20 protein-coding genes are annotated in these 24,107 nt (G+C 43.2%); 12 read left to right on the top strand and 8 right to left on the bottom strand.

Annotated features, from left to right (window positions below; all coding sequences use genetic code 11):
- Positions 1–77: 77 nt before the first annotated feature.
- From AHMF7616_RS11470 to AHMF7616_RS11445, 6 genes are all read right to left on the bottom strand, one after another.
- Positions 78–917, bottom strand: coding sequence for an alpha/beta fold hydrolase (locus tag AHMF7616_RS11470; RefSeq protein ID WP_115373009.1), 840 nt, complete (start codon positions 915–917; stop codon positions 78–80).
- Between the two features lie 243 nt (positions 918–1,160).
- On the bottom strand, positions 1,161–1,997 hold the full coding sequence (locus AHMF7616_RS11465) for a sialate O-acetylesterase (protein WP_115373008.1): 837 nt from the start codon (positions 1,995–1,997) through the stop codon (positions 1,161–1,163).
- A gap of 176 nt (positions 1,998–2,173) precedes the next feature.
- Positions 2,174–2,392: a DUF4287 domain-containing protein gene (locus AHMF7616_RS11460; protein WP_115373007.1), complete on the bottom strand. Its 219-nt coding sequence runs from the start codon at positions 2,390–2,392 to the stop codon at positions 2,174–2,176.
- A 309-nt stretch (positions 2,393–2,701) separates the two neighbouring features.
- The gene (locus AHMF7616_RS11455) at positions 2,702–3,067 is read right to left on the bottom strand and encodes a hypothetical protein (protein ID WP_147275666.1); all 366 of its coding nucleotides are present in this window, start codon (positions 3,065–3,067) and stop codon (positions 2,702–2,704) included.
- A gap of 81 nt (positions 3,068–3,148) precedes the next feature.
- On the bottom strand, positions 3,149–3,493 hold the full coding sequence (locus tag AHMF7616_RS11450; RefSeq protein ID WP_115373005.1) for a nuclear transport factor 2 family protein: 345 nt from the start codon (positions 3,491–3,493) through the stop codon (positions 3,149–3,151).
- Positions 3,494–3,616: 123 nt separating this feature from the next.
- Complete coding sequence (locus AHMF7616_RS11445; protein WP_115373004.1) at positions 3,617–4,810, bottom strand: phosphoglycerate kinase; 1,194 nt, start codon at positions 4,808–4,810, stop codon at positions 3,617–3,619.
- A 442-nt stretch (positions 4,811–5,252) separates the two neighbouring features.
- Between AHMF7616_RS11445 and AHMF7616_RS11435 the strand changes: the two genes are divergently transcribed.
- The 5 genes from AHMF7616_RS11435 to AHMF7616_RS11415 all read left to right on the top strand — a co-directional run bounded on the left by AHMF7616_RS11435 (position 5,253) and on the right by AHMF7616_RS11415 (position 11,939).
- Positions 5,253–7,958 carry a D-alanine--D-alanine ligase gene (locus AHMF7616_RS11435; protein WP_115373002.1) on the top strand — a complete coding sequence of 902 codons (2,706 nt, stop codon included), beginning with the start codon at positions 5,253–5,255 and terminating at the stop codon, positions 7,956–7,958.
- Between the two features lie 76 nt (positions 7,959–8,034).
- Positions 8,035–8,823 (top strand): PASTA domain-containing protein, encoded by a 789-nt coding sequence (locus tag AHMF7616_RS11430; RefSeq protein WP_115373001.1) that lies wholly within the window; start codon positions 8,035–8,037, stop codon positions 8,821–8,823.
- Between the two features lie 114 nt (positions 8,824–8,937).
- Positions 8,938–10,770, top strand: coding sequence for a T9SS type A sorting domain-containing protein (locus tag AHMF7616_RS11425; protein ID WP_115373000.1), 1,833 nt, complete (start codon positions 8,938–8,940; stop codon positions 10,768–10,770).
- Positions 10,771–10,774: 4 nt separating this feature from the next.
- Positions 10,775–11,068 carry a rhodanese-like domain-containing protein gene (locus tag AHMF7616_RS11420; RefSeq protein ID WP_115372999.1) on the top strand — a complete coding sequence of 98 codons (294 nt, stop codon included), beginning with the start codon at positions 10,775–10,777 and terminating at the stop codon, positions 11,066–11,068.
- 424 nt (positions 11,069–11,492) lie between these two features.
- Positions 11,493–11,939, top strand: coding sequence for a hypothetical protein (locus AHMF7616_RS11415; RefSeq protein ID WP_115372998.1), 447 nt, complete (start codon positions 11,493–11,495; stop codon positions 11,937–11,939).
- A 163-nt stretch (positions 11,940–12,102) separates the two neighbouring features.
- Here AHMF7616_RS11415 and AHMF7616_RS27495 read toward each other — a convergent pair whose 3' ends face one another.
- Both AHMF7616_RS27495 and AHMF7616_RS11410 read right to left on the bottom strand, forming a co-directional pair.
- Positions 12,103–12,228: a hypothetical protein gene (locus AHMF7616_RS27495; protein ID WP_262511723.1), complete on the bottom strand. Its 126-nt coding sequence runs from the start codon at positions 12,226–12,228 to the stop codon at positions 12,103–12,105.
- 146 nt (positions 12,229–12,374) lie between these two features.
- Positions 12,375–15,782, bottom strand: coding sequence for a methylmalonyl-CoA mutase family protein (locus tag AHMF7616_RS11410; RefSeq protein WP_199474185.1), 3,408 nt, complete (start codon positions 15,780–15,782; stop codon positions 12,375–12,377).
- A gap of 209 nt (positions 15,783–15,991) precedes the next feature.
- On the opposite strand from AHMF7616_RS11410, the gene treF reads away from it, so the two are divergent.
- The 7 genes from treF (at position 15,992) to AHMF7616_RS11375 (ending at position 24,064) form a co-directional block, all read left to right on the top strand.
- Complete coding sequence (treF, locus tag AHMF7616_RS11405) at positions 15,992–17,599, top strand: alpha,alpha-trehalase TreF (protein WP_115372997.1); 1,608 nt, start codon at positions 15,992–15,994, stop codon at positions 17,597–17,599.
- 224 nt (positions 17,600–17,823) lie between these two features.
- Entirely contained in the window at positions 17,824–19,611 is a 1,788-nt protein-coding gene (gene lepA / locus AHMF7616_RS11400) for a translation elongation factor 4 (protein ID WP_115372996.1), read from the top strand.
- Between the two features lie 120 nt (positions 19,612–19,731).
- Entirely contained in the window at positions 19,732–19,962 is a 231-nt protein-coding gene (locus AHMF7616_RS11395) for a DUF433 domain-containing protein (protein WP_115372995.1), read from the top strand.
- The gene (locus tag AHMF7616_RS11390) at positions 19,959–20,321 is read left to right on the top strand and encodes a DUF5615 family PIN-like protein (protein WP_115372994.1); all 363 of its coding nucleotides are present in this window, start codon (positions 19,959–19,961) and stop codon (positions 20,319–20,321) included. The genes AHMF7616_RS11395 and AHMF7616_RS11390 overlap by 4 nt, the downstream gene beginning before the upstream one ends.
- 57 nt (positions 20,322–20,378) lie before the next feature.
- Entirely contained in the window at positions 20,379–21,257 is an 879-nt protein-coding gene (locus AHMF7616_RS11385; protein WP_394335782.1) for a tetrahydrofolate dehydrogenase/cyclohydrolase catalytic domain-containing protein, read from the top strand.
- Positions 21,258–21,475: 218 nt separating this feature from the next.
- Entirely contained in the window at positions 21,476–22,129 is a 654-nt protein-coding gene (locus AHMF7616_RS11380) for a 7-carboxy-7-deazaguanine synthase QueE (RefSeq protein WP_394335765.1), read from the top strand.
- A 9-nt stretch (positions 22,130–22,138) separates the two neighbouring features.
- Positions 22,139–24,064: an OmpA family protein gene (locus AHMF7616_RS11375; RefSeq protein WP_115372992.1), complete on the top strand. Its 1,926-nt coding sequence runs from the start codon at positions 22,139–22,141 to the stop codon at positions 24,062–24,064.
- Positions 24,065–24,107 lie beyond the last annotated feature (43 nt).

Raw genomic sequence — 24,107 nt, 5'->3', positions numbered from 1 at the left:
TAAGTTTAATACTTCACTGGCGTATTTACTTTATATTAGTAATGGTTCCTTTTGGGAAGATGCTTGAGGTACGTCGCTTATTTATTTTGCTGCAAAAAAGTTAAAACCGCCTGGGCAAATTGCTCATTTTGCCAAGCGTTGTTATGCACGCCCGGTACACGCTTTACGGTGGCGGTTTTAAATAATTTACCTAACTTTTCCGCCGACCCGTTATCGTTATCTTCCTGACCGGCAATTACCAGCACGGGAATTTGCAATTGAGCTAACTCTGCTGGGGAAGTGCTGGGCTGCGCTTGTTGCTGAAAAAGTAATGTTTGCAGATCGAGGCCTTGCTCCCGGGCCGATTTTTTAAATTCTTCCAAATCCGGGCTAGTTTCTTTGCCGCTTAAAGCATGCACAAAGGCTAACCGACGGGGCCAGTTCGGGTTGGTAAATGCTTCGCCCATACCACCCAGCACGGCGGCACTAATTCGTTTATCCAGCGTTAATAGTTTGGCCGTAATAATAGCGCCCCGGGAGTAACCCGCTACCTGGTAATTTTTAAATTTTAAGGCTGTCGCTAAACCCATAACATCACGGGCTTCTGCATCCTTTTCGTAACCCGCTACGGTTGGGGGTTTATCCGATTTACCATTGCCGCGTAAATCCAAGACCACTACTTTAAAATTGTTTTTTATCAGATCCTGGTACAAAAGCTTGGTTTTCCAGTTTTCCAGAGTATTCCGGAAACCGTGTAACAAAATAACCGGTTGTCCTTCTCCTTGTACTTCGTAATATATCTGGGTGCCATCAAAAGAAGTAAAATAACTACCCACTTTGTGAGGAGTAGTAGAATGGACGGCTTGCGCGAATGATGGTTGGGTAAGTACAACAAAGCAGCACAAACAAATACAAAAATTTAAAAAATTAAGGCGCATAACGGATATCTAGATTAGGTAAAATTTTAGGGAATACGGTATAAAGCTTTATAAATACTCTTGGCACAAATTCTCTAAGCAGGTATTGTTTAATTTGGTTTCCACCTCATGGTTGCTGTTTTCCAAGGCAATTATTTTTTGTTTTTCTAATTGATTTAAACTGACTTCGCTTCTTTTTGGCTTACCGATAGGTAGTTTCTACTTGGTGATGGTTAGTGTTTTTAGATTTGGTTCAAAGCAAAGCTATTTAGCCGAACCTGTTTTTTTAAATTTCAGGTAGGCTTGCGCCAATCTTTCGCCCAGTGCTCTTTGTCCTTCAGAATCAAAGTGGATGCTATCTCCTTTATGATGTAAATCGGCGGTAGGAACCACGCGAAAATATGTATCTTTTTTGGTGTAATTTAAAATTTGCTCGTTGATTTTTTGCCAGTTCTTTGGATCCCGCGAGAAAGAACCTAACGCGCCCGCCACTATCGGTAAGTTTTTGTTTTGAGTAATTATCCTTAGTTGCGTAAACAGCTGGTTTAATCGGTTTTGGTAAAGCGGAATGCCCGGGGCGTTGGCGTCGCTTTCGCCTTGGTGCCACAAAATTCCCTGAATGGTACCGAGCTTCTGCGCTGCGGCCACTTTTTCTTTAAAGTTAGTTAGTAAAGGAACCTGGCGGTGCGTGGAATCGCCGAGCCACTGGCTGATAGAACTGCCCCCCACGGCCGTGGGCACTAACAAAATGGTTACGTTAGCGGGAACTTGCTTGATTAAGGTTTTACCAAAAGCTAGCCCACAATCTAATCCGGTTAAGGGAGGTTCGTAGAAGTGCAGCGGCTCTTTCGCCAAAATTACCTGATTCTGTTTATTAATGGTTAGTATTCTGGAATCAGGAACAGTATCTTGTGGTTCTACTTGCCCGCGACCCGCCATATTGGATTGACCGGCCAGAATAAAAACCCAGGTATTTTCTTTTTTGGGCAATGCTTTAACCAACACCGCAACTTTAGGAAAGTACCGGGTTCGGTTCAGATCTTCCTGCAATTTACCGGAAACCAAGGTATATATTACCAGAAGTAAAAAGAGCTGCTTCATGTTAAGGAGTTTGCGGGTTCTTTCCGGTAGATTAGTTATTATTTTTTAAAAATAGGTTTAAGTGTTAAACAATCCGGACGTAACCCACTTACTGTATAGATAAGGTATTTATAACTATTTAGCGCAGGAAACCCGCCGCTTCCGGGTTAAGACTTTGCTAAAAACTTTGTGTTACCTTATTCGGTTTTACCTTTAAAAGTAGCATAAATGGCCATCGCATGCCCGTGTCCCAAATCAAAATCTTCTTTCAACCAGTTGGTGATTTCGGTAGCTTTTGCTGATTTTACCAGTTGCCCGTTTTGAAGAAAGCCTTTTTCTTCGGCTAGCTTTTTAAAATCTTCCGGACTTTTACCCGTTTTTGTCTTAATGTTGTCGATGTACGCTTGAAAGGACATAATAGGCTTTTTGACGTTAGTTGAAGTTTTTTTAATGAATAAGTAGCATATACGTGGATACTTAACCCGAGTAGGTAAACCCTATCCGAAATGCTTTCCAGATTGATGTAACCTGTTTTTTTTAAATTTAAAGCTACAAGGGCCTATTAAGTAAAAGGACCAATTGAAAGATGCATTCCAACAATAAAAATACAAGGTTAAATTACTGATATTTAAATAATTGTATTTTATTTTATCTTGATACTTGTGTCTTACTACTTGTGTCCATTTACTTATATATGCTTACCTATCAGTTTACACATTACTTATTTAGTTTTTCTTCTTCAATAAATAATGGTAGATACTTCTATCTTCTTCTACAGACGTGTAAGCCGGAACAAACTCAAAACCATTTTTTGTCATAAAGTTTAGCGCTTCAATCATGTACTTAAACTTAATTTCATTGCCATTGGCGTCTTTAATTTTGGTATCGCGATAAGGATTAAGGCTGGAAGTAGATTTTACCTGACCGTAATCTAACCCTATTGTTTGTTGGTTCGATAAAACTTTGTCTTTGCCCACAATTTCTACATATTCCACATCTAAATCTTTCAGGGTAATGCCATCTACACTTTGGGCTTGGCAGCATCCCAATTTTATTAAAAAGAAGACCCAGGATAATAAGAAATACTTCATGGTATTTATTTTAATTTAGGCATTTACTAATACTTGGGCTTTTATAAAATACAAACGGCTGGTAGTCAGCTGCAGCTTAAGTTAACTAATATCGGTTATTTTAATTAACCTATTTCCCGAAAATTGAAACGCAGTTTTACCGGTTAAAAGCAATTCTTGTCCTTTTTTCAATCCATTCGGTAAATGCTGACTTAAATTAGCCTTATAATCAATTTCCACCTCGGTTGTCTCACCCCAATGCTTGACAGATTTGATCGTTGGGGTTCTGGCGGAAAAATACGTTTTTGCTTGTTCGGCTTGTTGTTTAAACGCGGGTAATCCGGTTAAAACCATCGTTACTTCCCCGTTGTGGATGTTTTCAAAAACAACTTGCTCCTCCAAATCCTGAATCATTCGGTCAATATTAAAGGTATTATAACTAGCCATGTAATTTCTGATAATTTCTGCCTGGATTAGGTTCTTGTTTTCAACCAGGAAAAAGTAAACCTCCTAAAATAAAAACACCCCAGTTGCTGGCAACCGGGGTGTTTTTTTTAAAAATACAGGTAATTACGCTTCTAAAGCAGCTACGCCGGGTAAGGTTTTTCCTTCCATGTACTCCAACAACGCGCCACCTCCGGTAGAAACATACGACACATCGTTCCCGTAACCGGCCTGGTTAATGGCCGCTGCGGAATCACCCCCGCCAATGAGCGAAAAAGCGCCGTTGCGGGTAGCGGCTACAACCGCTTCGGCAATGAAAGAAGTGCCTTGTGCAAAGTTCGGCATTTCAAAAACACCCATGGGGCCGTTCCATAGAATGGTACGGGAATTACGGACTACTTCGCCAAAAGTAGCTCGGGTTTCGGGGCCAATATCCAGGCCCATCCACCTATCCGGAATGCTACCGCTGCTTACCGTGTCGGATTGCGCATCATTGGCAAATTGGTCGGCAATAATAGTATCGGAAGGTAAATACAACTTTACACCCTTTTCCTTGGCTTTCTCCATTAAGCTCAATACTAAATCTAGTTTATCAGCTTCTAATAATGAGTCACCAACGGTGCCGCCTTGGGCTTTGGCAAAGGTATAACTCATGCCACCGCCAATAATCAGATTATCTACTTTGTCGAGCAGCCGCTCAATGATTAAAATTTTATCAGAGATTTTAGCGCCGCCCATAATAGCGGTAAATGGCCGTTCCGGGTTTTCGAGCACTTTCTTCGCGTTTTCCAACTCGGCCTGCATTACGTAGCCGGTCATTTTGGCCTCCCCCGGAAAATATTGGGCAATAATAGCCGTAGAGGCGTGAGCCCGGTGCGCCGTTCCAAAGGCATCATTTACGTACACATCGCCCAGTTTACTTAGTTTTTCGGCAAAACCCGCGTCCCCTTTTTCTTCTTCGGGGTAAAAACGTAAGTTTTCCAGCAGAAGAATTTCACCGGGTTGCAGATTCTGGGCGAGCTCAGTAGCCTCCGCACCAATACAATCGGGAGCAAATTTTACTTCTGTGTTAAAAGCTTTCGCCAGATCGTCCACAATGTGACGGAGCGAATACTTGTCGGAAGGTCCGCCTTTGGGCCGGCCCAGGTGCGACATTAAAATAGCCGAGCCACCGTCTTTTAAAATCTTTTGAATGGTAGGTACCGCCGCCCGGATGCGGGTATCATCGGTAATTTGAAATGCTTCGTTCAATGGAACGTTAAAATCTACCCGAACCAGCGCTTTTTTGCCGGCAAAATTATAATCATCTACTGTTTTCATAGTTTATTTTATTTAGTCGATAGTCGATAGTCCCCGGTCGATAGACAAAGGTGTTATTGTTAAATGGTTTAGGAGTTGGATTGTTGGGCTGTTATACTGTTAGAGAGTTGAATGGTTGAGTAGATTAATGGTTAATATTTAAAACTTTACAAAACTGCGCCATTTTAAATTTGAATCTACCTGCAACCTCTACCTTACAACCTGCAACCAATTAGCCGGGTAAAGTTAAATGAATTTAGGAATAAGAAAAGAGCTCCGAAAAAACCAAAGTACCCAACTGCTAAAGTTGCTAAGCCAGGCAGGTAATTTTACATAAGCAAGTAAAATAAACGATTTGCCAACTACCGGCGTTGTAATTTTAGTATCAGACAGGCGTAGTAGTCGCTTAATTTTAAAAAAAGGTGGTTCTTCAATTTCCACATTTTAGAATATCTTTGCAGAGATGAAAATAGGAATCATATTTGGCGGACCTTCGCGCGAACGGGAGATTTCCTTTGCCGGCGGTCGTACGGTTTACGATAATTTAGATAAATCGCTGTTCGAGGCCATACCGGTTTTTGTGGATAGCTTGGGTAATTTTATTTTGCTCGATTGGCATTACATTTATAAAGGCACTATCCGCGATTTTTATCCACCCATTGAGTCGTTGCCACAATCGGTACATCAACTCCAGATTTACATTGAATCGTTGGGGGAGTTGAGCACAGCGGAGCAGGACAGTATAATCAACCGGGTAGGTAAGCGTATTCTGCCCCACCAGTTTAAGGCATATTTTGATTTTGCATTTCTGGCCTTGCATGGCCCTTACGGCGAAGACGGCAGCATTCAGGGATTGCTGGAGTGGTACCGCATGCCGTATTCCGGGTCGGGTATTTTACCTTCGGCCATTGGCATCGACAAAATTTTGCAAAAAGATTACATGCACCAGCATGGTTTTGCGGTGCCCCGGTACCGCATTGTGCCCGCTGCCGAATGGGCCAATACGAGCCAACAACCCATATTATTCGAGCAGCTTACCCGTGATTTAGGTTTGCCGCTGGTCCTGAAAGCGCCGCACCAGGGTTCTTCCATTGGCGTATCCATTATTAAAACAGCAGACTTCAAGGTTTTTGAAGAAGCCATGGCGCGTAGCTTTTTCGCTAAAACCATTTACCGGGAAGCCTGGGAAAATTATTCACCCGAAGAAAAGTTAAGCCTGGTTAAACAACTTACCGACATTCGGGAAGGCATTGGTTTACCGGTGCGTAGCGATAATGGCGTAATCATTCATCATCCGGAGCAATTATTAGAAGTACTAAACGGGGTTTTTCGGAACGATCCGCGCGAAGCCATTACGCTCACAAATATAGAAAGCGAGCCTTATGTGTTGCTGGAGTCGTTTATTCAGGGCAAGGAATTTTCGTGTATTGTTATTCAGGACCCGAATGGCAACCCTTTGGCCTTGCCGCCCACTGAAATTATTAAAGGAGGCGAAGTATTTGATTACCGCAGCAAATATTTGCCCGGCTTAAGCCGTAAAATTACGCCGATTAATCTACCGCACGAGCAAATTCAACACATCCGGCAGGAGTGCAGCCGCTTGTTTGTGGCTTGCGGCTTTAACGTGTACGCCCGCCTGGATGGCTTTATTACGGAAGAAGGCCAGGTTTTCCTAAACGACCCGAATACAACTTCGGGCATGTTGCCTTCCTCGTTCTTCTTTCACCAGGCGGCCGAGATTGGTTTAAATCCGTCGCAGTTTTTAACGTATATCATCCGCACCTCGCTGGTAGAAAGGTTAAAATCAGGTAAAGATACGGCGCATTTACTAAAACAATTGCACCAGTTAGATGCGGCTATTCAGAACGAAAAAACAGCTAACCAGGAAAAAATAAGAGTAGGGGTAATTATGGGCGGTTATTCTTCGGAGCGGCATATCTCCGTGGAAAGCGGCCGCAATATTTACGAGAAATTAGCTTCGTCGGTAAAATATCAACCTATTCCTATTTTTCTGACGGGTTCCGCAGCGGAACACCGCTTATACGTGATGCCGATAAATATCATGTTAAAAGATAACGCCGACGACATTAAAGAAAAAATTGCGCAAGCTGAGGCGGGCCATTTACATCACCCGGTATTAGAGCAAATTCGCGAAGAAGCGGGATTTATTACCGAGAAATATGCCGGTAAAATGGTACGCGAACCGCAACTGATTACCTATGAAAATTTAAAAAATTTAGTAGATGCGGTGTTTATTGCGCTGCACGGCCGGCCGGGTGAAGATGGCGCCTTGCAAGCCGAGTTAGAAAATTACCGCATTCCGTACAATGGTTCGGGCATACAATCGTCGCGGATTACGATTAATAAATATGAGACCAACGAGATTTTGCGGCAAAATAATATAAAAGTGGCCGACCATTTGATGGCATACAAAAAAGATTGGCTCACCAGTAAAGAAGCTTTTTTCCAAAATATCGAAAAGGCTTTTAACTACCCGATTATTGCCAAACCAGCCGATGATGGCTGTTCGTCAGCAGTGAAAAAAATTAAAAATAGGCGGGAATTGGCGGCTTTTTCCAAGCTTATTTTCCGGGAAACGGAAGATTTAATGACGGAACCGGTCGCTGTATTATCATTAGGGTTTAAAGAAGAATTTCCGCAGAAAGAAGCGTTTTTAGTGGAGACTTTAATTTCCAAAGAAGATGGAACGCACTTCCTGGAAGTAACCGGTGGTTTGTTAACCCGCTATTTACCTAATGGCGAGGTGGCTTACGAAGTGTTCGAAGCCTCGGAAGCATTAGCGGTAGGCGAAGTATTATCGCTGGAAGAAAAGTTTTTGGCCGGCGAAGGCCAGAATATAACGCCCGCCCGTTACGCCCCCGATCCGCAGCAACGGCAAAAAATTTCGGATAAGGTAAAGGCCGATTTAAAAAAAGTAGCCAAAGTTTTGAATATCGAAGGTTATGCCCGCATTGATGCTTTTGTACGCATCAAAGAAAATACCGAAGTAGAAACCATTGTCATCGAGGTAAATTCGTTGCCCGGCATGACGCCGGCCACGTGTATTTTCCACCAAACAGCTTTAAATGGCTACAAGCCTTACGACTTTATCGACCGGATTTTAACCTATGGCATGGAACGCAACGAGAAACAAACTGCTGCGGTTTAAAAGGCATTTGATAGAGGTAAATTCCGGTAAGATAATATTGGGTTGGCCTTCATTTTTAAGAAAATAAATTTTTTACATGAGTAATCTATTTCGCGTGAACTCGCCATTAGGCGTATTAAAGCATCTAATATTAATTGTGCTGATTGTGGCCCTAATGCTTTTTATTTTCTTTTTCGTGTATCTGCCCGCTACTACTAACCACGGGCAAACCATTACGGTACCTAAGATCACCGGCATGCGTCTGGATCAATTAGAAGATTACCTGGCGGACAATAACCTGCGTTATTTTGTGAATGACTCCAGTTATAGCACCAGTAAGAAACCGTTTGAAGTATTAACCCAGGATCCGGTTCCCGGCTCGAAAGTTAAAGAAGACCGGAAAATCTATATTTCCTACAACATGAAAACGCCGCCGCAGATTAAAATGCCGAAGCTTACCGGTTTGGCGGTGAAGAATGTGCAAACCATTTTAAAAAGTTACGATTTGCAGGTGGGAGAAGTGCGCTTTGTACCCGATTTAGAGCAAAATGCCGTGTTGAAACAGTTGTACCAGGGCAAAGAGATAGCTCCAGGGGCGCTCATTACTAAAGGAGCGGTAATTGATCTGGTGGTGGGTAATGGCTTAGGAAACGATGAGTTTGAGGTGCCCCGCGTAGTAGGGATGCCCGTGGATGAAGCCACCGTGCTTTTGGTGGGGCAGAATTTACAGGTAGGTAGTATTATTTACCAGGCCGCAACCAACGGCGAAGCGGATGGCACCGTGTTACGACAACGGCCAAATGCTGGTTCTGAAGCCCGGATTCGGGTGGGCGAAATGGTAGATTTATGGGTAGCAGGTCCGGAACCGGTACAACCTGTAGAATAAACATTTTTATAAATTTTAGACGGGCTAAGCGGCTTCATTTTTTAAAATAATGCGAAACCAGTAGCGTTATACCGGCAGTTTTTATTATTTAACCGGAATAGCGATAGATACCACATGATGAAATATTTACTAGCCGGGTTGTTTTTCTGTTTTAGCTTCTTATCCGGGTACGCGCAGTTTATTACGCCGCTAGAATCGTATCCCGTGCCAACTCCAGCTAAGCGACTCCAGGCAGCTCGTATAAGCGCCGTTGGCGATACCCTGAATCTACCTTTCTTCGACGATTTTTCAAGTCAATTTAATGGAGAGGCTAACCTGCTAAACTGGCAAGTGGGCGGCGGGGCGTTTATTAACAATCAATTCGGCATTCATCCACCCTCGTTCGGCATAGCTACTCTGGAAGGTATTCGGGCAGATGGTTTTCCTTATAATAACTTAACGGCTTACGGTTACGCCGATACGCTTACTTCTAAACCTTTAAACTTACAAAACTTTAATCCGGCGACTGATTCAGTTTACTTAAGTTTTTTCTGGCAGGCGGGTGGCTTGGCCGGCTCCCCGGATCTAAATTCCACAGCCCGACCCGTATTTCTGGCTTTGGAATTTAAAGAACCGGGCGGCGTTTGGCGCGAAGTGTGGCGGCAGGAAGGTCAAAATCAATTTACCGAATTTAAACGCGAGAATATTGCCGTAGCTGATCCGGTTTTCTTCTACAAAGGCTTTCAGTTCCGGTTCCGGAATTCGGGAGAATTAAAAGGCACTGGCGATGCCTGGCACCTGGATTACATTTACCTGAACAAAAAAATAAATCCGGCCAAAACTTTACTCGAAGATGTAACTGTAAGTACCCGTTTAAATTCTTTGCTAAACCGGTATACCGCCATGCCGGCCTGGCAATTTTTAGCTAACTCTACCGCCGAACTAAACGATTCGGCCTTTACCCATATTAATAACCTAAATAACCGTTTCGCCCCTATTACCTGGCGCGGCTACCACCAGGTAATTAATACAACCCAACCTGCCGATACTTTTTTACGAGGAAATGCGGCTATCGAGCCTTTGGCCAGGCAATTTCAAATAGTAGGTAAACCAGCGCTTAGTAATACGGCTAGCTTGGGAAATAATTTTTCGGTAAAAAGTGTGGTTTTTTTAAATTCCCGCGAAACATTTGCCCGTACCCGCCAGAACGATACCATTACCCGTGTAACGGATTTTACCGACTACTTTGCCTACGATGATGGTACCGCCGAAACCAATTTTAGTTTAGATAAATCCGGAACCCGACAAGGTGCCTATCGTTTCGATTTAAATGTACCGGACCTGGTTAAAGGAATAAGCGTGTATTTAACCAAAACCAATGTGGCTGGCCTTCTTATTTCTTTTCGGGTGTGGGACGTGGGCGAGCAAGATAATCCCGCGGTAAATGCCAAAGCGCAGCAAGGTTTTGCAATTCCTAAAATAGATACCCTCAACCGGTTCTTTGATGTTTTATTTCCGGCTCCGGTACCCGTGGAAAACTCTTTCTTTATTGGATGGGCTTTGAGCAACAACGTGGCTGATTTTGTGAATATTGGCTATGACCTGAATGAAAATGCAACAAGTAAAATTAAATACAGCAACGGTACCGGTTGGACTAGCTTTACCGGGCAGCAGGGTGCTCTACTTTTACGCCCCATCATGGCGAAAGTAACGGGAGCCAAAGATATTATTCCAAATCAATCTTTAGTAAACGCTTTCCCAAACCCGAGCACCGGTAAAGTAAAGCTCCGGGGAGCGATAACGAACTGGATAGTAACCGACGTTACCGGTAAGATTATCCAAAAAGAAGAAGCCCAGCGCAGTGAGATAAATGAATTAGACTTGTCGTTTGCAGGCAATGGCCTATATTTCATACATTGCTACACCAAGAAAGGTATTGTTATTAAAAAAATAAGCATAACCCATTAAGAGCATGGAAGATATTACCACCAACGAATTAAAAGAGCGTTTAGCCAACGGCGAAAAACCATTTATAGTAGATGTACGGGAACCCCACGAATACGACGAGTTTAACATTGGCGCTCTCAATATACCTCTAGGCAGTTTACCTCAGCGTTTGGATGAATTAGAAAGCCACAAGAACGAAGAAATTATTCTGCATTGCCGTTCCGGCGCCCGTTCGGGTAATGCCAAAGCTTATTTGTTGCAGCAAGGTTACCCTAATGTCCGGAACTTATTGGGTGGGATGTTAGCCTGGCAAGCTTAACGTGTTATTTTTAAAAAAAGCGGCAATCAGGTATTCTGGCTGCCGATTTTTTATTTTTAAAAATTGTACAATGTTAAATTTATCTGCATTATAACTAAAAATACCCAATTGTAGTTAGTAGTTTCCAAAGCAGACTAACTGATTATTAGTAAAATTCCTCCTCTGAAGCCTTTGCAAGGCTAAAAACTACAAATAATTACTCTGCTACGGAAGAGTTTATACTAATTGGTGTTAAATATTACCTATATAAACAAGAAAAATTTGTTAAGGAGCGGGATGCAAACGTACCGTTCTTACCGCTTCATAATAAAGCCGGTAAATAAGATTATACAGTGGCAAATACTTGCTCAAGCATAAATAGTAAAAGATTTGTTAGCCGAAAGTGTTTGAAATCCGTTATAGGTTTAGAAATAAAATGAAGTATATGAAATTTAAGATAATTATAGCCGTTTTTTGTGCCACCTTCTTGGGTTTAAACTTACCCACTGTGGCCCAAACTGTTTCCCGGGAAGATTCCTTGCGCCGGGTATTAGGTACGCAAGATTCTTTAAGAGCCGTTCAGCAATTAAACTCTGACCGTTTAAGAGATAGCCGCGATTACAGTACCGCTACTAAAGGTCAGGCCAAAGAAGCCGACCGGTATTCCGATGATGCTTCCGCGGTATCCAAACAAGCTAAGAAAGACGCGAAAGCCGCTAAAAAAAGAGAAAAAGCGGCCCGTAAGGAAGAGAAATTAGCCAAACAGCGCGAAAAAGCGATTAAGAAAGAAGCCAGAGCTGCTAAAAAATCGGAAAGAGCCGCTAAAAAAGCCGAGAGAGCCCAACGGAAAGCCGATAAGCAATCGCGGCGAACCCAAAGAAAGTTAGATTAGTAAATCATTTTCTCCTAAAACAAAAAACCTCCTTAACGGAGGTTTTTTGTTTTTAAGGCTTCAAACATTTATTTATAATTTGGTAATACCAGCAAGAATTTAAAATAGAAGAGACACAAAATCCTTCCTTCCGAAGAAGGTGCTTTTTTTATTTAAAATGATTTTACAAATACAGATGAATATCTTCTTCGGTTAAATTAATTTGGATTTCTTCGGTGTCCATCCAGGATTTTAAAAACAGACTTAAAGTTCCAATAATCAACAAAGAGGAAAAGGCAAACGTTCTCATTTTACGAATACATTAATATTTCTTAATCTATTAACGTATTTGTTACTTGTTTAGTTTTACCGCTTTGTTATTAAATTATTAACAAGTATTCGGCTGCTTATGGTCTTAAATTTTTAAAATTTCTAAAATATTACGGAGGTTTAATATTACATATTGCGCCGGTATTGCCCACCTACCGCAAACAAAGCATTTGTAATCTGGCCCAAAGAACAATACTTCACCGTTTCCATTAATTCCGCGAATATATTTTCTTGCTGCACGGCAATGTCTTGTACTTTTTTTAATTTTTCGGGTGCCATGGCAGCATGGCGTTGGTGCAGCAAGTGCAACATATTAATCTGGTATTGTTTTTCTTCTTCGGTAGCCCGAATGACCTCCGATGGAATAATGGTGGGGGACCCTTTGCTGCTCAAGAAAGTATTCACGCCGATAATCGGGTATTCGCCGGTGTGTTTCAAGGTTTCGTAATACAAGCTTTCTTCTTGTATTTTGCCGCGTTGGTACATGGTTTCCATGGCACCCAAAACGCCGCCGCGTTCGGTAATCCGGTCAAACTCCAGCAACACCGCTTCTTCTACCAAATCGGTAAGCTCCTCAATAATGAAAGAACCTTGCAACGGATTTTCGTTTTTTGCTAAACCTAGTTCGCGATTAATAATTAATTGAATGGCCATAGCGCGCCGCACACTGTCCTCGGTCGGGGTGGTGATGGCCTCGTCGTAGGCGTTGGTATGCAGCGAGTTGCAGTTATCGTAAATGGCATAAAGCGCTTGCAGGGTAGTGCGGATATCGTTAAAATCAATTTCCTGGGCGTGTAACGAGCGTCCCGAAGTTTGAATGTGGTATTTGAGCATTTGCGAACGGGCGTTGGCCCCGTATTTTAATTTCATGGCTTTGGCCCAAATGCGGCGGGCCACCCGACCAATAACAGCGTATTCCGGATCGATGCCGTTAGAAAAGAAAAAGCTGAGATTAGGGGCAAAGGCGTTAATATCCATACCCCGGCTAGCGTAATATTCCACATAGGTAAAACCATTGGCCAGGGTAAAAGCCAGCTGCGAAATAGGGTTAGCCCCCGCTTCAGCAATGTGGTAACCCGAAATAGATACCGAGTAAAAGTTACGTACCTGGTTTTGAATAAAATACTCCTGTACATCGCCCATTAAACGCAACGAAAACTCCGTGCTGAAAATGCAGGTATTCTGGGCTTGGTCTTCTTTTAAAATATCCGCTTGAACCGTACCCCGCACGGCGGATAAAGTTTGTGCTTTGATTTGCTGGTAAACTGCTGCCGGTAGAACCTGGTCGCCGGTTACGCCTAACAGCAGTAAGCCCAAGCCATTGTTGCCGGTTGGTAAATCGCCCTGGTAGTAGGGGCGGCTTTGGCCATTATTTTTGAAAATTTCGCTTATTTTTTGATTAACTTCTTCTTCCAATCCATTTTGTTGGATATACAATTCGCATTGCTGGTCGATGGCTGCATTCATGAAAAATGCCGTTAAAATAGCCGCCGGGCCGTTGATGGTCATGGAAACGGAAGTGAGCGGATCCGCCAGGTTAAAGCCGGAATATAGTTTTTTAGCATCGTCGAGGCAGCAGATGCTGACGCCGGAGTTGCCAATTTTGCCGTATATATCGGGGCGAGGGGCCGGGTCTTCGCCGTATAATGTAACCGAATCAAAGGCGGTAGATAAACGTTTGGCCGGTAAACCCAAACTCACGTAATGAAAACGGCGGTTCGTGCGTTCCGGGCCCCCTTCGCCGGCAAACATGCGGGTAGGATCTTCGCCCTCGCGTTTAAACGGAAACACGCCGGCCGTGTACGGAAATTCGCCGGGCACATTTTCCTGCAAATTCCAGTGCAGTAAGTCGCCCCAGGCTTCGTAGCGCGGCAAGGCTATTTTGGCTATTTCGAGGCCCGATAAACTGGTGGTATGGGTTTTTATTTTAATTTCTTTATCGCGGACTTTAAACACAAAGTACTCGTCCCGATAGGTTTTTTTACGAGTTTCCCAGTTCTCCAGTAATTTCCGGTTTGGACCATCCAGATGCAGTTCCAATTCGGCGTAAGCCGTTTCTAGTTGTTTTTTTAAATTTTCTTTATTTTCCAGAGCCAAATCCTGTACCGCAGTAAGGGATTTTTTTAAACCAAACAGTTGCTGCGCAATTTCGGCCTGCGACTTAACCCACTTATCATACTGCCGGTTGGTTTCGGATATTTCGGATAAGTAGCGGGTGCGGCTCGGCGGTATGATGTACACTTTCTCGGATGGCTCCGGAGTATCGGCTATTTGGGAGTTAAAAGCTAAACCGGTTTCGTCGGCTATTTTCTGCATCACGGCCCGGTACAGCCGGTTCATGCCGGGGTCGTTAAACTGCGAGGCAATGGTACCAAAAACCGGAATTTCATCATCACTTATATCCCAAAGTTGGTGGTTGCGTTTGTATTGTTTTTTAACGTCGCGTAACGCATCCTGGGCACCCCGTTTATCAAATTTGTTCAGGGCAATAATATCGGCAAAATCCAGCATGTCAATTTTCTCTAGCTGGGTAGCGGCCCCGTACTCCGGCGTCATTACGTACAAACTAACATCCGAATGTTCCACAATTTCGGTATCGGACTGGCCAATGCCGGAAGTTTCCAGGATGATCAAATCAAAGTGAGCCGCTTTTACAATATCAACCGCATCCTGCACGTATTTGCTCAAGGCCAAATTACTTTGCCGGGTAGCCAAGGAGCGCATGTACACCCGCTCGTTGCTAATGGCATTCATCCGGATGCGGTCGCCGAGCAGGGCGCCACCGGTTTTGCGTTTACTCGGGTCCACGGAAATAATGGCTACGTTATCCTCCGGAAAATCCGTGAGAAAGCGCCGCATCAACTCATCTACTAAACTGGATTTTCCGGCACCGCCCGTACCGGTAATGCCCAAAACTGGCGTTGTTCGTTGTTCGTTGTTCGTTGTTCGGTTTTCTTCCGAATGGATTAACTGCGCTTTTACTTTTTTAAACTCTTCGGGATAATTTTCGGCGGCGGAGATTAAGCGGGCAATGGCTTTGGCATTTTTTTCGGGCAAATGCTTTATTTCGCCGTTCAGGTTTTGGCCCGTCGGGAAATCGCAGCGTTGTAATAAATCGTTAATCATGCCTTGCAAACCCATCGCCCGGCCATCGTCGGGGGAGTAAATACGGGTAATGCCGTAAGCGTGTAATACTTCTATTTCCTGGGGCAATATCACGCCGCCGCCGCCGCCAAAAATTTTAATGTGACCACAACCCCGTTCCCGCAATAAATCATACATGTATTTAAAATATTCGACATGGCCGCCTTGGTACGAGGTTATAGCAATGGCCTGGGCATCTTCCTGCACGGCGCAATCCACAATTTCCTGCACCGACCGATTATGTCCCAAATGAATCACTTCAGCGCCGGAGGATTGCAGAATACGGCGCATGATATTAATGGCGGCATCGTGCCCGTCGAACAAAGAAGCAGCGGTTACAATGCGGAGGTGATTAACGGGTTTATAAACTTCTACAGAGGCTGCCAGCATACCAGTAATACATGAATGAATATTAATTGAAATACGAAGATAGAGAAAAAATGCACGATCTATTTTTAACAAAGCGGTTGTACTAAGGACTGTTAGAAGGGCAGACTACCAAAAATTTAAAAAAACAAAAACGTATCGGGCAAATTCCGGTAATATAGGGTAACGAGTTATTATCAATGGATTGATTCAGCTACAAACCCCTTACAATTATGCCTATTTTTGTTTATTTGTTCTTATTCATTATTTTTAAAAAGGGCCGCTTGTATTTTAATGGCCGCAGCATTGTTCTGGCGGGTTGTCTGCTGTTCAGCCAATTAGCCGGGTATGCCCAGGTAAGGCCCGAGGTAGCGTTTGGCGATTTATTTAAGGAAGTGCAGTTGCAAGCTGTTTTTCCCGATTCTAAAACTTTTCCGGATTGTATTCCGCTGCATACGCCCGAAGCTATTATGCAGGCTTACCAAACGGAAAAGAATACAGCTGATTTTAATTTAAAAGCTTTTGTGTTGCAGCATTTTAAGTTGCCACCCGCACCTGCTACCAATTTTAAATCCGATACCACGCAACCAGTACAAGCCCATATTAATACGCTCTGGCCTGTTTTAACCCGGCAGCCTGTACCGGAAGTTTCCTCGCTTATTCCGTTGCCGCATGCGTATATAGTGCCGGGTGGCCGTTTCCGGGAGATTTATTACTGGGATAGTTATTTTACCATGTTGGGTTTACAAGCTGCCGGCCAAACCCAGCTGATTCAGAACATGGTGGATAATTTTACTTTTTTAATTGATAAAGTAGGTTTTATACCCAACGGCAACCGGAGCTATTACACGGGCCGCTCGCAACCACCTTTTTACGCTTTAATGGTTAAAGTATTACGCGATGCCAAAGGCCAACGGATTTTAAAAAATTACGGGCCAGCCTTACAAAAAGAGTATGAATTCTGGATGGATGGCGCAGGCAACTTGTCCGGGAGTAACCCGGCTTATCGCCGCGTGGTGCGCTTACCCGATAACAGCATTTTAAACCGCTACTACGATGATTTTCCGGCACCTCGCCCCGAAGCTTACAAAGAAGACGTAAAACTGGCGCAGGAAACCGGCCGCAATCCCGAAGAAGTTTACCGCCACTTGCGGGCTGCGGCCGAGTCGGGTTGGGATTTCAGCAGCCGGTGGTTTGCCGATGGGAAAACTTTAAAAACCATCCATACTACCGATATTATTCCGGTAGATTTAAATGCTTTATTGTACCATTTAGAATTGACCCTGGCCGAAGTAGCCATCTTGAACCACGACAACGCCCAAGAACACTATTACCGGCAACAAGCCGAAAAAAGAAAGAAAGCGCTGTTAAAATACTGCTGGAACCCTGCCGAAAAGTTTTTATTTGATTATGATTTTAAAGCCGGCCAAGTAACTGTTGTACCATCTCTAGCCGCCGCTTACCCGTTATTTTTTAAAATGACTACCCGGAAACAAGCCAAAGGGATAGCCAAAAAAATTAAATCAGATTTATTACAACCGGGTGGGTTAATCTCTACACCTAACCATACGGGCGAACAATGGGATGCGCCCAACGCCTGGGCCCCTTTGCAATGGATGAGTATCGTGGGGCTTCGCAATTATCACCAGAACAAATTAGCCAAGCAGGTTAAACATAACTGGGTAGAAATAAATACCAAAGTTTATAAAAGCACCGGTAAATTAGTGGAAAAGTATAACGTAGAAGCTACGCACCTGGAAGCGGGTGGCGGCGAATACCCGTTACAAGACGGTTTCGGCTGGACCAATGGGGTATTGCTGAAGTTACTGTCGGAAAAGTAAACCATGCAAAAATTTAAAATTTTAATTTTAAATCGAGCTTCATTCCAGGTTCCATCCGTAATAATTAGCATGTGCTAGTAGCGGCCCAGATAACTTTCCTTAAAATGGTATTTTAAAGCGAACCATTATTTTAGCGAGAAACAAGTAGTATTGGGTAGTTTTGGTCTTTCGAGAACGGGTTAAATCTCCAAAAATGCTTACCTTTGCCTTTCTGTATTTGATTTATGAAGAACATCCGTAATTTTTGTATTATCGCCCACATTGATCATGGTAAAAGCACCCTGGCCGACCGATTATTGGAGTTTACTTCCACGGTAGCCGAGCGGGAAATGCAAGACCAATTGCTCGATAACATGGATTTAGAGCGGGAGCGGGGCATTACCATTAAAAGCCATGCCATTCAGATGGTGTACCAGTATAAAGGCGAAGAATACGTATTAAATTTAATCGATACGCCGGGCCACGTCGATTTTTCCTACGAAGTTTCGCGTTCCATCGCCGCCTGCGAAGGCGCTTTGCTCATCGTGGATGCCTCGCAGGGCATTGAAGCGCAAACCATTTCTAACTTGTATTTAGCCATTGGCAACGACCTGGAAATTATTCCGGTTTTAAATAAAATTGACTTGCCGCACGCCATGCCGGAGGAAGTAAGTGACCAGATTATTGATTTAATTGGTTGCGACCGCGAAGATATTATTCATGCTTCGGGCAAAGAAGGTATCGGCATTGAAGCTATTTTGAATGCCATTTGCGACCGGATTCCGGCTCCAACCGGCGACTCGAATGCACCTTTGCAAGCCTTGATTTTTGATTCGGTTTTTAATTCGTACCGCGGTATTGAGGTGTATTTTCGGATTATGAACGGTACCCTGCGGAAAGGCGAACGGGTAAAATTTTTAAATACGGGTAAAGTGTATAACGCTGATGAAATTGGCGTATTAAAACTCAACCAGGAACCGCGTACTGTGATGGGTGCCGGTAATGTAGGATATTTAATATCCGGCATTAAAAACGCCAAAGAAGTAAAAGTAGGCGATACCATTACCACCATCGAAAATCCGACAACAGTCGGGATTGAAGGTTTTGAAGAAGTTAAACCCATGGTATTTGCCGGTATTTACCCCGTAGAAACCAGCGAATTTGAGGAATTACGTTCTTCGATGGAGAAATTGCAACTAAATGATGCTTCCCTGGTTTGGGAACCCGAAACTTCGGCGGCATTAGGCTTTGGTTTCCGGTGCGGCTTTTTGGGGATGCTCCACATGGAAATTGTGCAGGAACGGTTGGAGCGCGAGTTCGATATGACGGTAATAACTACCGTGCCCAGTGTGCAATTTAAAGCCTTTACTACCAAAGACGGCGAGGTTACGGTAAACGCGCCGTCCGAGATGCCGGAACCTAATTACATCGATCGCATTGAAGAACCGTTTATTAAAGCGCAGATTATTTCGAAATCGGAATTTATCGGACCTATTATTTCGCTTTGCATGGATAAACGCGGAATTTTAAAAAGTCAAACTTATTTAACCAGCGATCGGGTAGAATTAAATTTTGAAATGCCCTTAGCCGAAATTGTATTCGACTTTTTTGATAAATTAAAAACTATTTCGCGCGGTTATGCTTCCCTGGATTATGAACTGATTGGTTACCGGGAATCGAACATGGTGAAGCTGGATATTATGCTGAACGGCGAAAAAGTAGATGCCTTAAGCGCTATTGTGCACCGTGAAAAAGCTTACGATTGGGGCAAACGGCTCTGCGAAAAACTACGCGAGTTATTGCCGCGGCAAATGTTCGAAATTGCTATTCAAGCGGCCATTGGCCAGAAAATCATTTCGCGTGAAACCGTAAAAGCCCTCCGAAAAAACGTATTGGCCAAGTGTTATGGGGGCGATATTAGCCGGAAGCGGAAACTGCTCGAAAAGCAGAAAAAAGGTAAAAAACGCATGCGCCAGGTAGGTAACGTAGAAATTCCGCAGGAAGCATTTTTGGCGGTATTAAAGCTGGATTAGATCTAGTCCCTGGATGATGGTCCATGCTCCAGAGATTTGAATATTGATTCATGAATTTACTTTAACTTTTACCAAATAGTAATTGATAAAAAGAAAATTTAGATACTGGTCATCCAATTTATGAACTTTCTAGAACGAATTACGATAAACCCCGAAATTTGCCATGGAAAGCCGTGTATTAGAGGTATGCGCTGGCCAGTAGAAGTTGTATTGGACTTATTAAGTTCTGACATGACGAAAGAAGAAATTCTGACGGATCATCCTGAGTTGGAAAAAGAAGATTTAATTGCCAGTATCAATTTTGCAAAATTGCTTCTTTCCGGAAGATCCATCCAAGAGTTAGCTGGATGAAAGTAATTTGTGATGTGCATATTCCTTTAAGGCTTGTAACTTATTTTAACAAACAAGGGGTACATGCGGAGCATGTTAATAATTTACCTGATAAATATTTCACAACGGATAAGGTGATTTCTGAATATGCTGACAAAAATGACTTGGTTGTTATTACAAAAGATATTGATTTTAGGAACAGTTATTACATCAAGAATTCGCCTAAAAAGTTGATTCGTATCTGTTTGGGTAATCTTTCAACCACCGAAATAATTACCATTATAAATACCCATATACTTTTTTTGATAGATATTTATCAAAAGTTTATTTCCTTTTACATTGAAGTAGAGCGAGAGAAAATCCTAGTTTTATCTTCTTAAAATAAACCATTCAACTTTCCAACCTTTTAACTTTTAAACTAAATTTACTTGGAAGTAATATTAATAGACGGTAAAAAAACGTCGGAAACGATTAAAGAGGAAATTGCGGTCGAAGTGGCGCAGATCAAAGAACAAGGCGGTAAAATCCCCCATTTAGCGGCTATTCTGGTCGGCAACGACGGGGGCAGCGTTACTTACGTGAACAATAAAGTATTGGCTTGCGAAAAAGTGGGTTTTCAATCTACTTTAATCCGGCTGGAAGAAACCGTAACCGAAGAAGAACTGCTGGCGAAAGTACAGGAGTTAAATAACGACGCGGATATTGATGGCTTTATTGTGCAATTACCGTTGCCTAAGCATATTTCCGCCGAAAAAGTAAACGAAATTTTACTGCCCCAGAAGGATGTAGATGGGTTTCACCCGGTAAACGTAGGCCGGATGGTGTTAAACTTACCCGCATATTTACCCGCTACGCCCAATGGAATACTAGAACTATTGAAGCGCTACGATATTGAAACCGCCGGCAAACATTGCGTAGTCATTGGCCGGAGTCATATCGTGGGTTCGCCCATGAGCATTATGATGGCTAAAAATGCGAAGCCCGGCAATTGTACGGTAACTTTATGTCACAGCCGCACCGTAAACTTACCCGAAATAACCCGCACCGCTGATATTATTATTGCGGCCATTGGCATTCCGGAGTTTGTAACGGCCGATATGGTAAAACCGGGTGCCGTTGTCATTGATGTGGGTACCACCCGGGTAATAAGCTTAACCAAAAAATCCGGTTTTGAACTAAAAGGGGACGTAAAGTTCGATGAAGTAGCTTCTAAATGCAGCTATATCACACCGGTACCCGGTGGCGTAGGGCCCATGACTATTGCTTCTTTATTAATGAATACTTTAAGAGCGGCGAAAAAAGAAGTTTATAGTTAGACATAATTTTAAATTTTAAAATTTTATAAAGCGTAGAGTAAACCTCTACGCTCTTTTTTTATAACCCTAATCGGAGTAGTAGTTTCGGTAGTAGCAATATCTACGGAATCAAAAAACACTGGGTGTTGTTATTTGTTGATTAAATACAATATAAGTAAATTGTGAATTTACTATATTTACCATAACTGTTATTTGTATTAATTTTTGATTTTAATCCATTGAACCTTACTAAAGAAATAAAACAACCAGCGGTGTTATCGGTACCCGCTAGTGGGAGGGAGCTGCCCTTAATGGAAGCCTTTTACACCATTCAGGGAGAAGGCTATAATACCGGTAAAGCGGCTTACTTTATTCGGTTAGGCGGCTGCGACATTGGTTGCCATTGGTGCGATGTAAAAGAATCGTGGGATGCTGCTGCCCACCCTTTAACCAGCGTTGCCAGCATTGTAGCCCAGGCGCAGCAGTACCCGGGTAAAGCCGTAGTGGTTACTGGAGGCGAACCATTAATTTATAATTTAGATTTACTCACCCTTACTTTGCAGCAAGCCGGTATTCTTACTTTTCTGGAAACTTCCGGGGCTTACCCGCTTTCGGGTTCCTGGGATTGGGTTTGCGTTTCGCCTAAAAAATTTAAAAAACCATTGCCTTCGGTCTTAGCCAAAGCCGATGAATTAAAAGTTATTGTATTTAATAAAAGTGATTTTGCGTGGGCCGAAGAACATGCTGGACAGGTAGCACCGCATACCCGCTTGTACTTGCAACCCGAGTGGAGCAAAGCCCAACAAATAGTACCCGACATTGTAGATTACGTTAAAAATAATCCGAAATGGCAGGTGTCGCTGCAAACGCACAAATACCTGAACATTCCGTAATACCGCGTTATGATTAAAAGATTAGTGTTTTTAATTGCCAGCTCCTGCTTATTAACCTTTTCTGCGGAAGCACAGCAGAGTAATCTTTCCACCAAATCCAGCAAAGCGGCCGATTTATATACGAAAGCACAAAAGTACATGATGGCCCGTGATTTTGATAAAGCGCTTACGGCTTTAAACGAAGCGGTAAAGAAAGATCCTAACTTTGGCGAAGCATACCTGAAAGCGGCTGGTTTATACCGTATGACGGGTAATTTACCGGCTACTTTTGAGGCCTACAAAAAAGGCTTGTCTTTGATTCCGGTGCAAGCCGGTTTAGCTACCGAATACTACAACTTTGCCGACATGGCCTTAAACAGGGGCGATTATGCTTTGGGTAAACAGTACTACGAATTGTTCATTCAATCAAATCCCAAAAATACGAAAGCGCTTAAATACGCACAGCAACAATTAAAAAACATTGATTTTGCGGTGCTGGCCCAGAAAAATCCGGTGGCTTTTAAACCGGTACGCATGCCAGCGCCGATTAATAAATTTCAATTACAATACTTTCCGGCTTTAACGGCCACTAAAACTCATTTGGTTTTTACGGCCCGCAACAACGATACGCCGCAAGCCGACGAAAATTTATACGTTTCTGTATTCCAGAATAATGTCTGGTCGGAGCCTGTTTCTATTGCCAGCAACATAAATTCAGAATTTAACGAAGGAACCGCCAGCATTTCGGGCGATGGTAAAACTTTGGTTTTTTCGTCGTGCAACCGGCCTAATTCTTTAGGAGATTGTGATTTGTATATATCCACCCGCAACGGCAATACCTGGAGCAAACCGGTAAACTTAGGCCGGCAGGTGAACTCGGCGGCCTGGGATTCGCAGCCGTGTTTATCTGCCGACGGCCGAACCTTGTATTTTTCCTCGGACCGCGGCCAGGGCAGTAAAGGCAGAGAAGATATTTGGATGAGCCGCCAACAAGAAGATGGTGCTTGGTCAGTGCCCGAAAACCTAGGGGAACCCGTAAATACCAGTGGTTCGGAAACCGCCCCTTTTTTACACGCGAGCGGCAGCACGTTATATTTTTCGAGTAATGGCCATACGGGTATGGGAGGTGCCGATATATTTAAAACTACCTTAACGGGCACCGCTTGGACCGAACCGGAAAATTTAGGTTATCCATTAAATACCGCTTCCAACGAAGCGTCGTTTTTTATTACACCGGATAATACCAAAGGCTACTATTCGCGCTTAGAACTGGAACAAAGTAAAAAAACGGCTAGCTTGTTTGAATTTGAGGTGCCCGCCGTCTGGAAAAGCAAAGAAACGAGTACCTATACCCAAGGTCGGGTATTTGATGCTCAAACCAAAAAGCCGCTCGGGGCCTACGTGCAATTATACGATTTAAACACCGATGAACGGGTGCAGCAAGTAATATCGGATCAGGAAATCGGGACCTATACGGTAGTTTTAAACGAAGGCAAGCAATACGGCATGTACGTAAGCGCCGACAAATACCTGCTGAGGAGTATTAGTTTTGATTATAGCTCTAAGAAAGATTTTAACCCCTTAACGCTGGATATCTACCTGGACCCGGTTGCCAAAGGTGCCTCGATGGTGCTCAACAATTTATTTTTTGCCACGGGTAAATACCAACTCGAGAAAAAATCAAAAACAGAGTTAAACAAAATTATTAGTTTTTTAGCTACTAACACCCAGGTAAAAATTGAAATTTCCGGCCATACCGATGATGTAGGTAACGATACGGCTAATCAACAACTATCCGATAAAAGGGCGCGGTCGGTGTATGATTATTTGTTGGCGCAGGGCGTAAAAAAAGAACGCATTCTATCGGTAGGTTACGGCGAAACCAAGCCCTTGCAGCCCAACACCTCCGACGAGAATCGCCAATTGAACCGCCGCATTGAACTCCGGGTACTTTAAAATTTAAAAAATTTCTTGAGCCGGAAGAAATTTTAAAATTTTT

The organism is Adhaeribacter pallidiroseus (genome assembly GCF_003340495.1).
GTDB classification, from domain to species: Bacteria; Bacteroidota; Bacteroidia; order Cytophagales; family Hymenobacteraceae; genus Adhaeribacter; species Adhaeribacter pallidiroseus.
The sequence above is the reverse complement of the archived record's forward strand: the minus strand, read 5'-3'. Positions and strand labels throughout refer to the sequence as shown.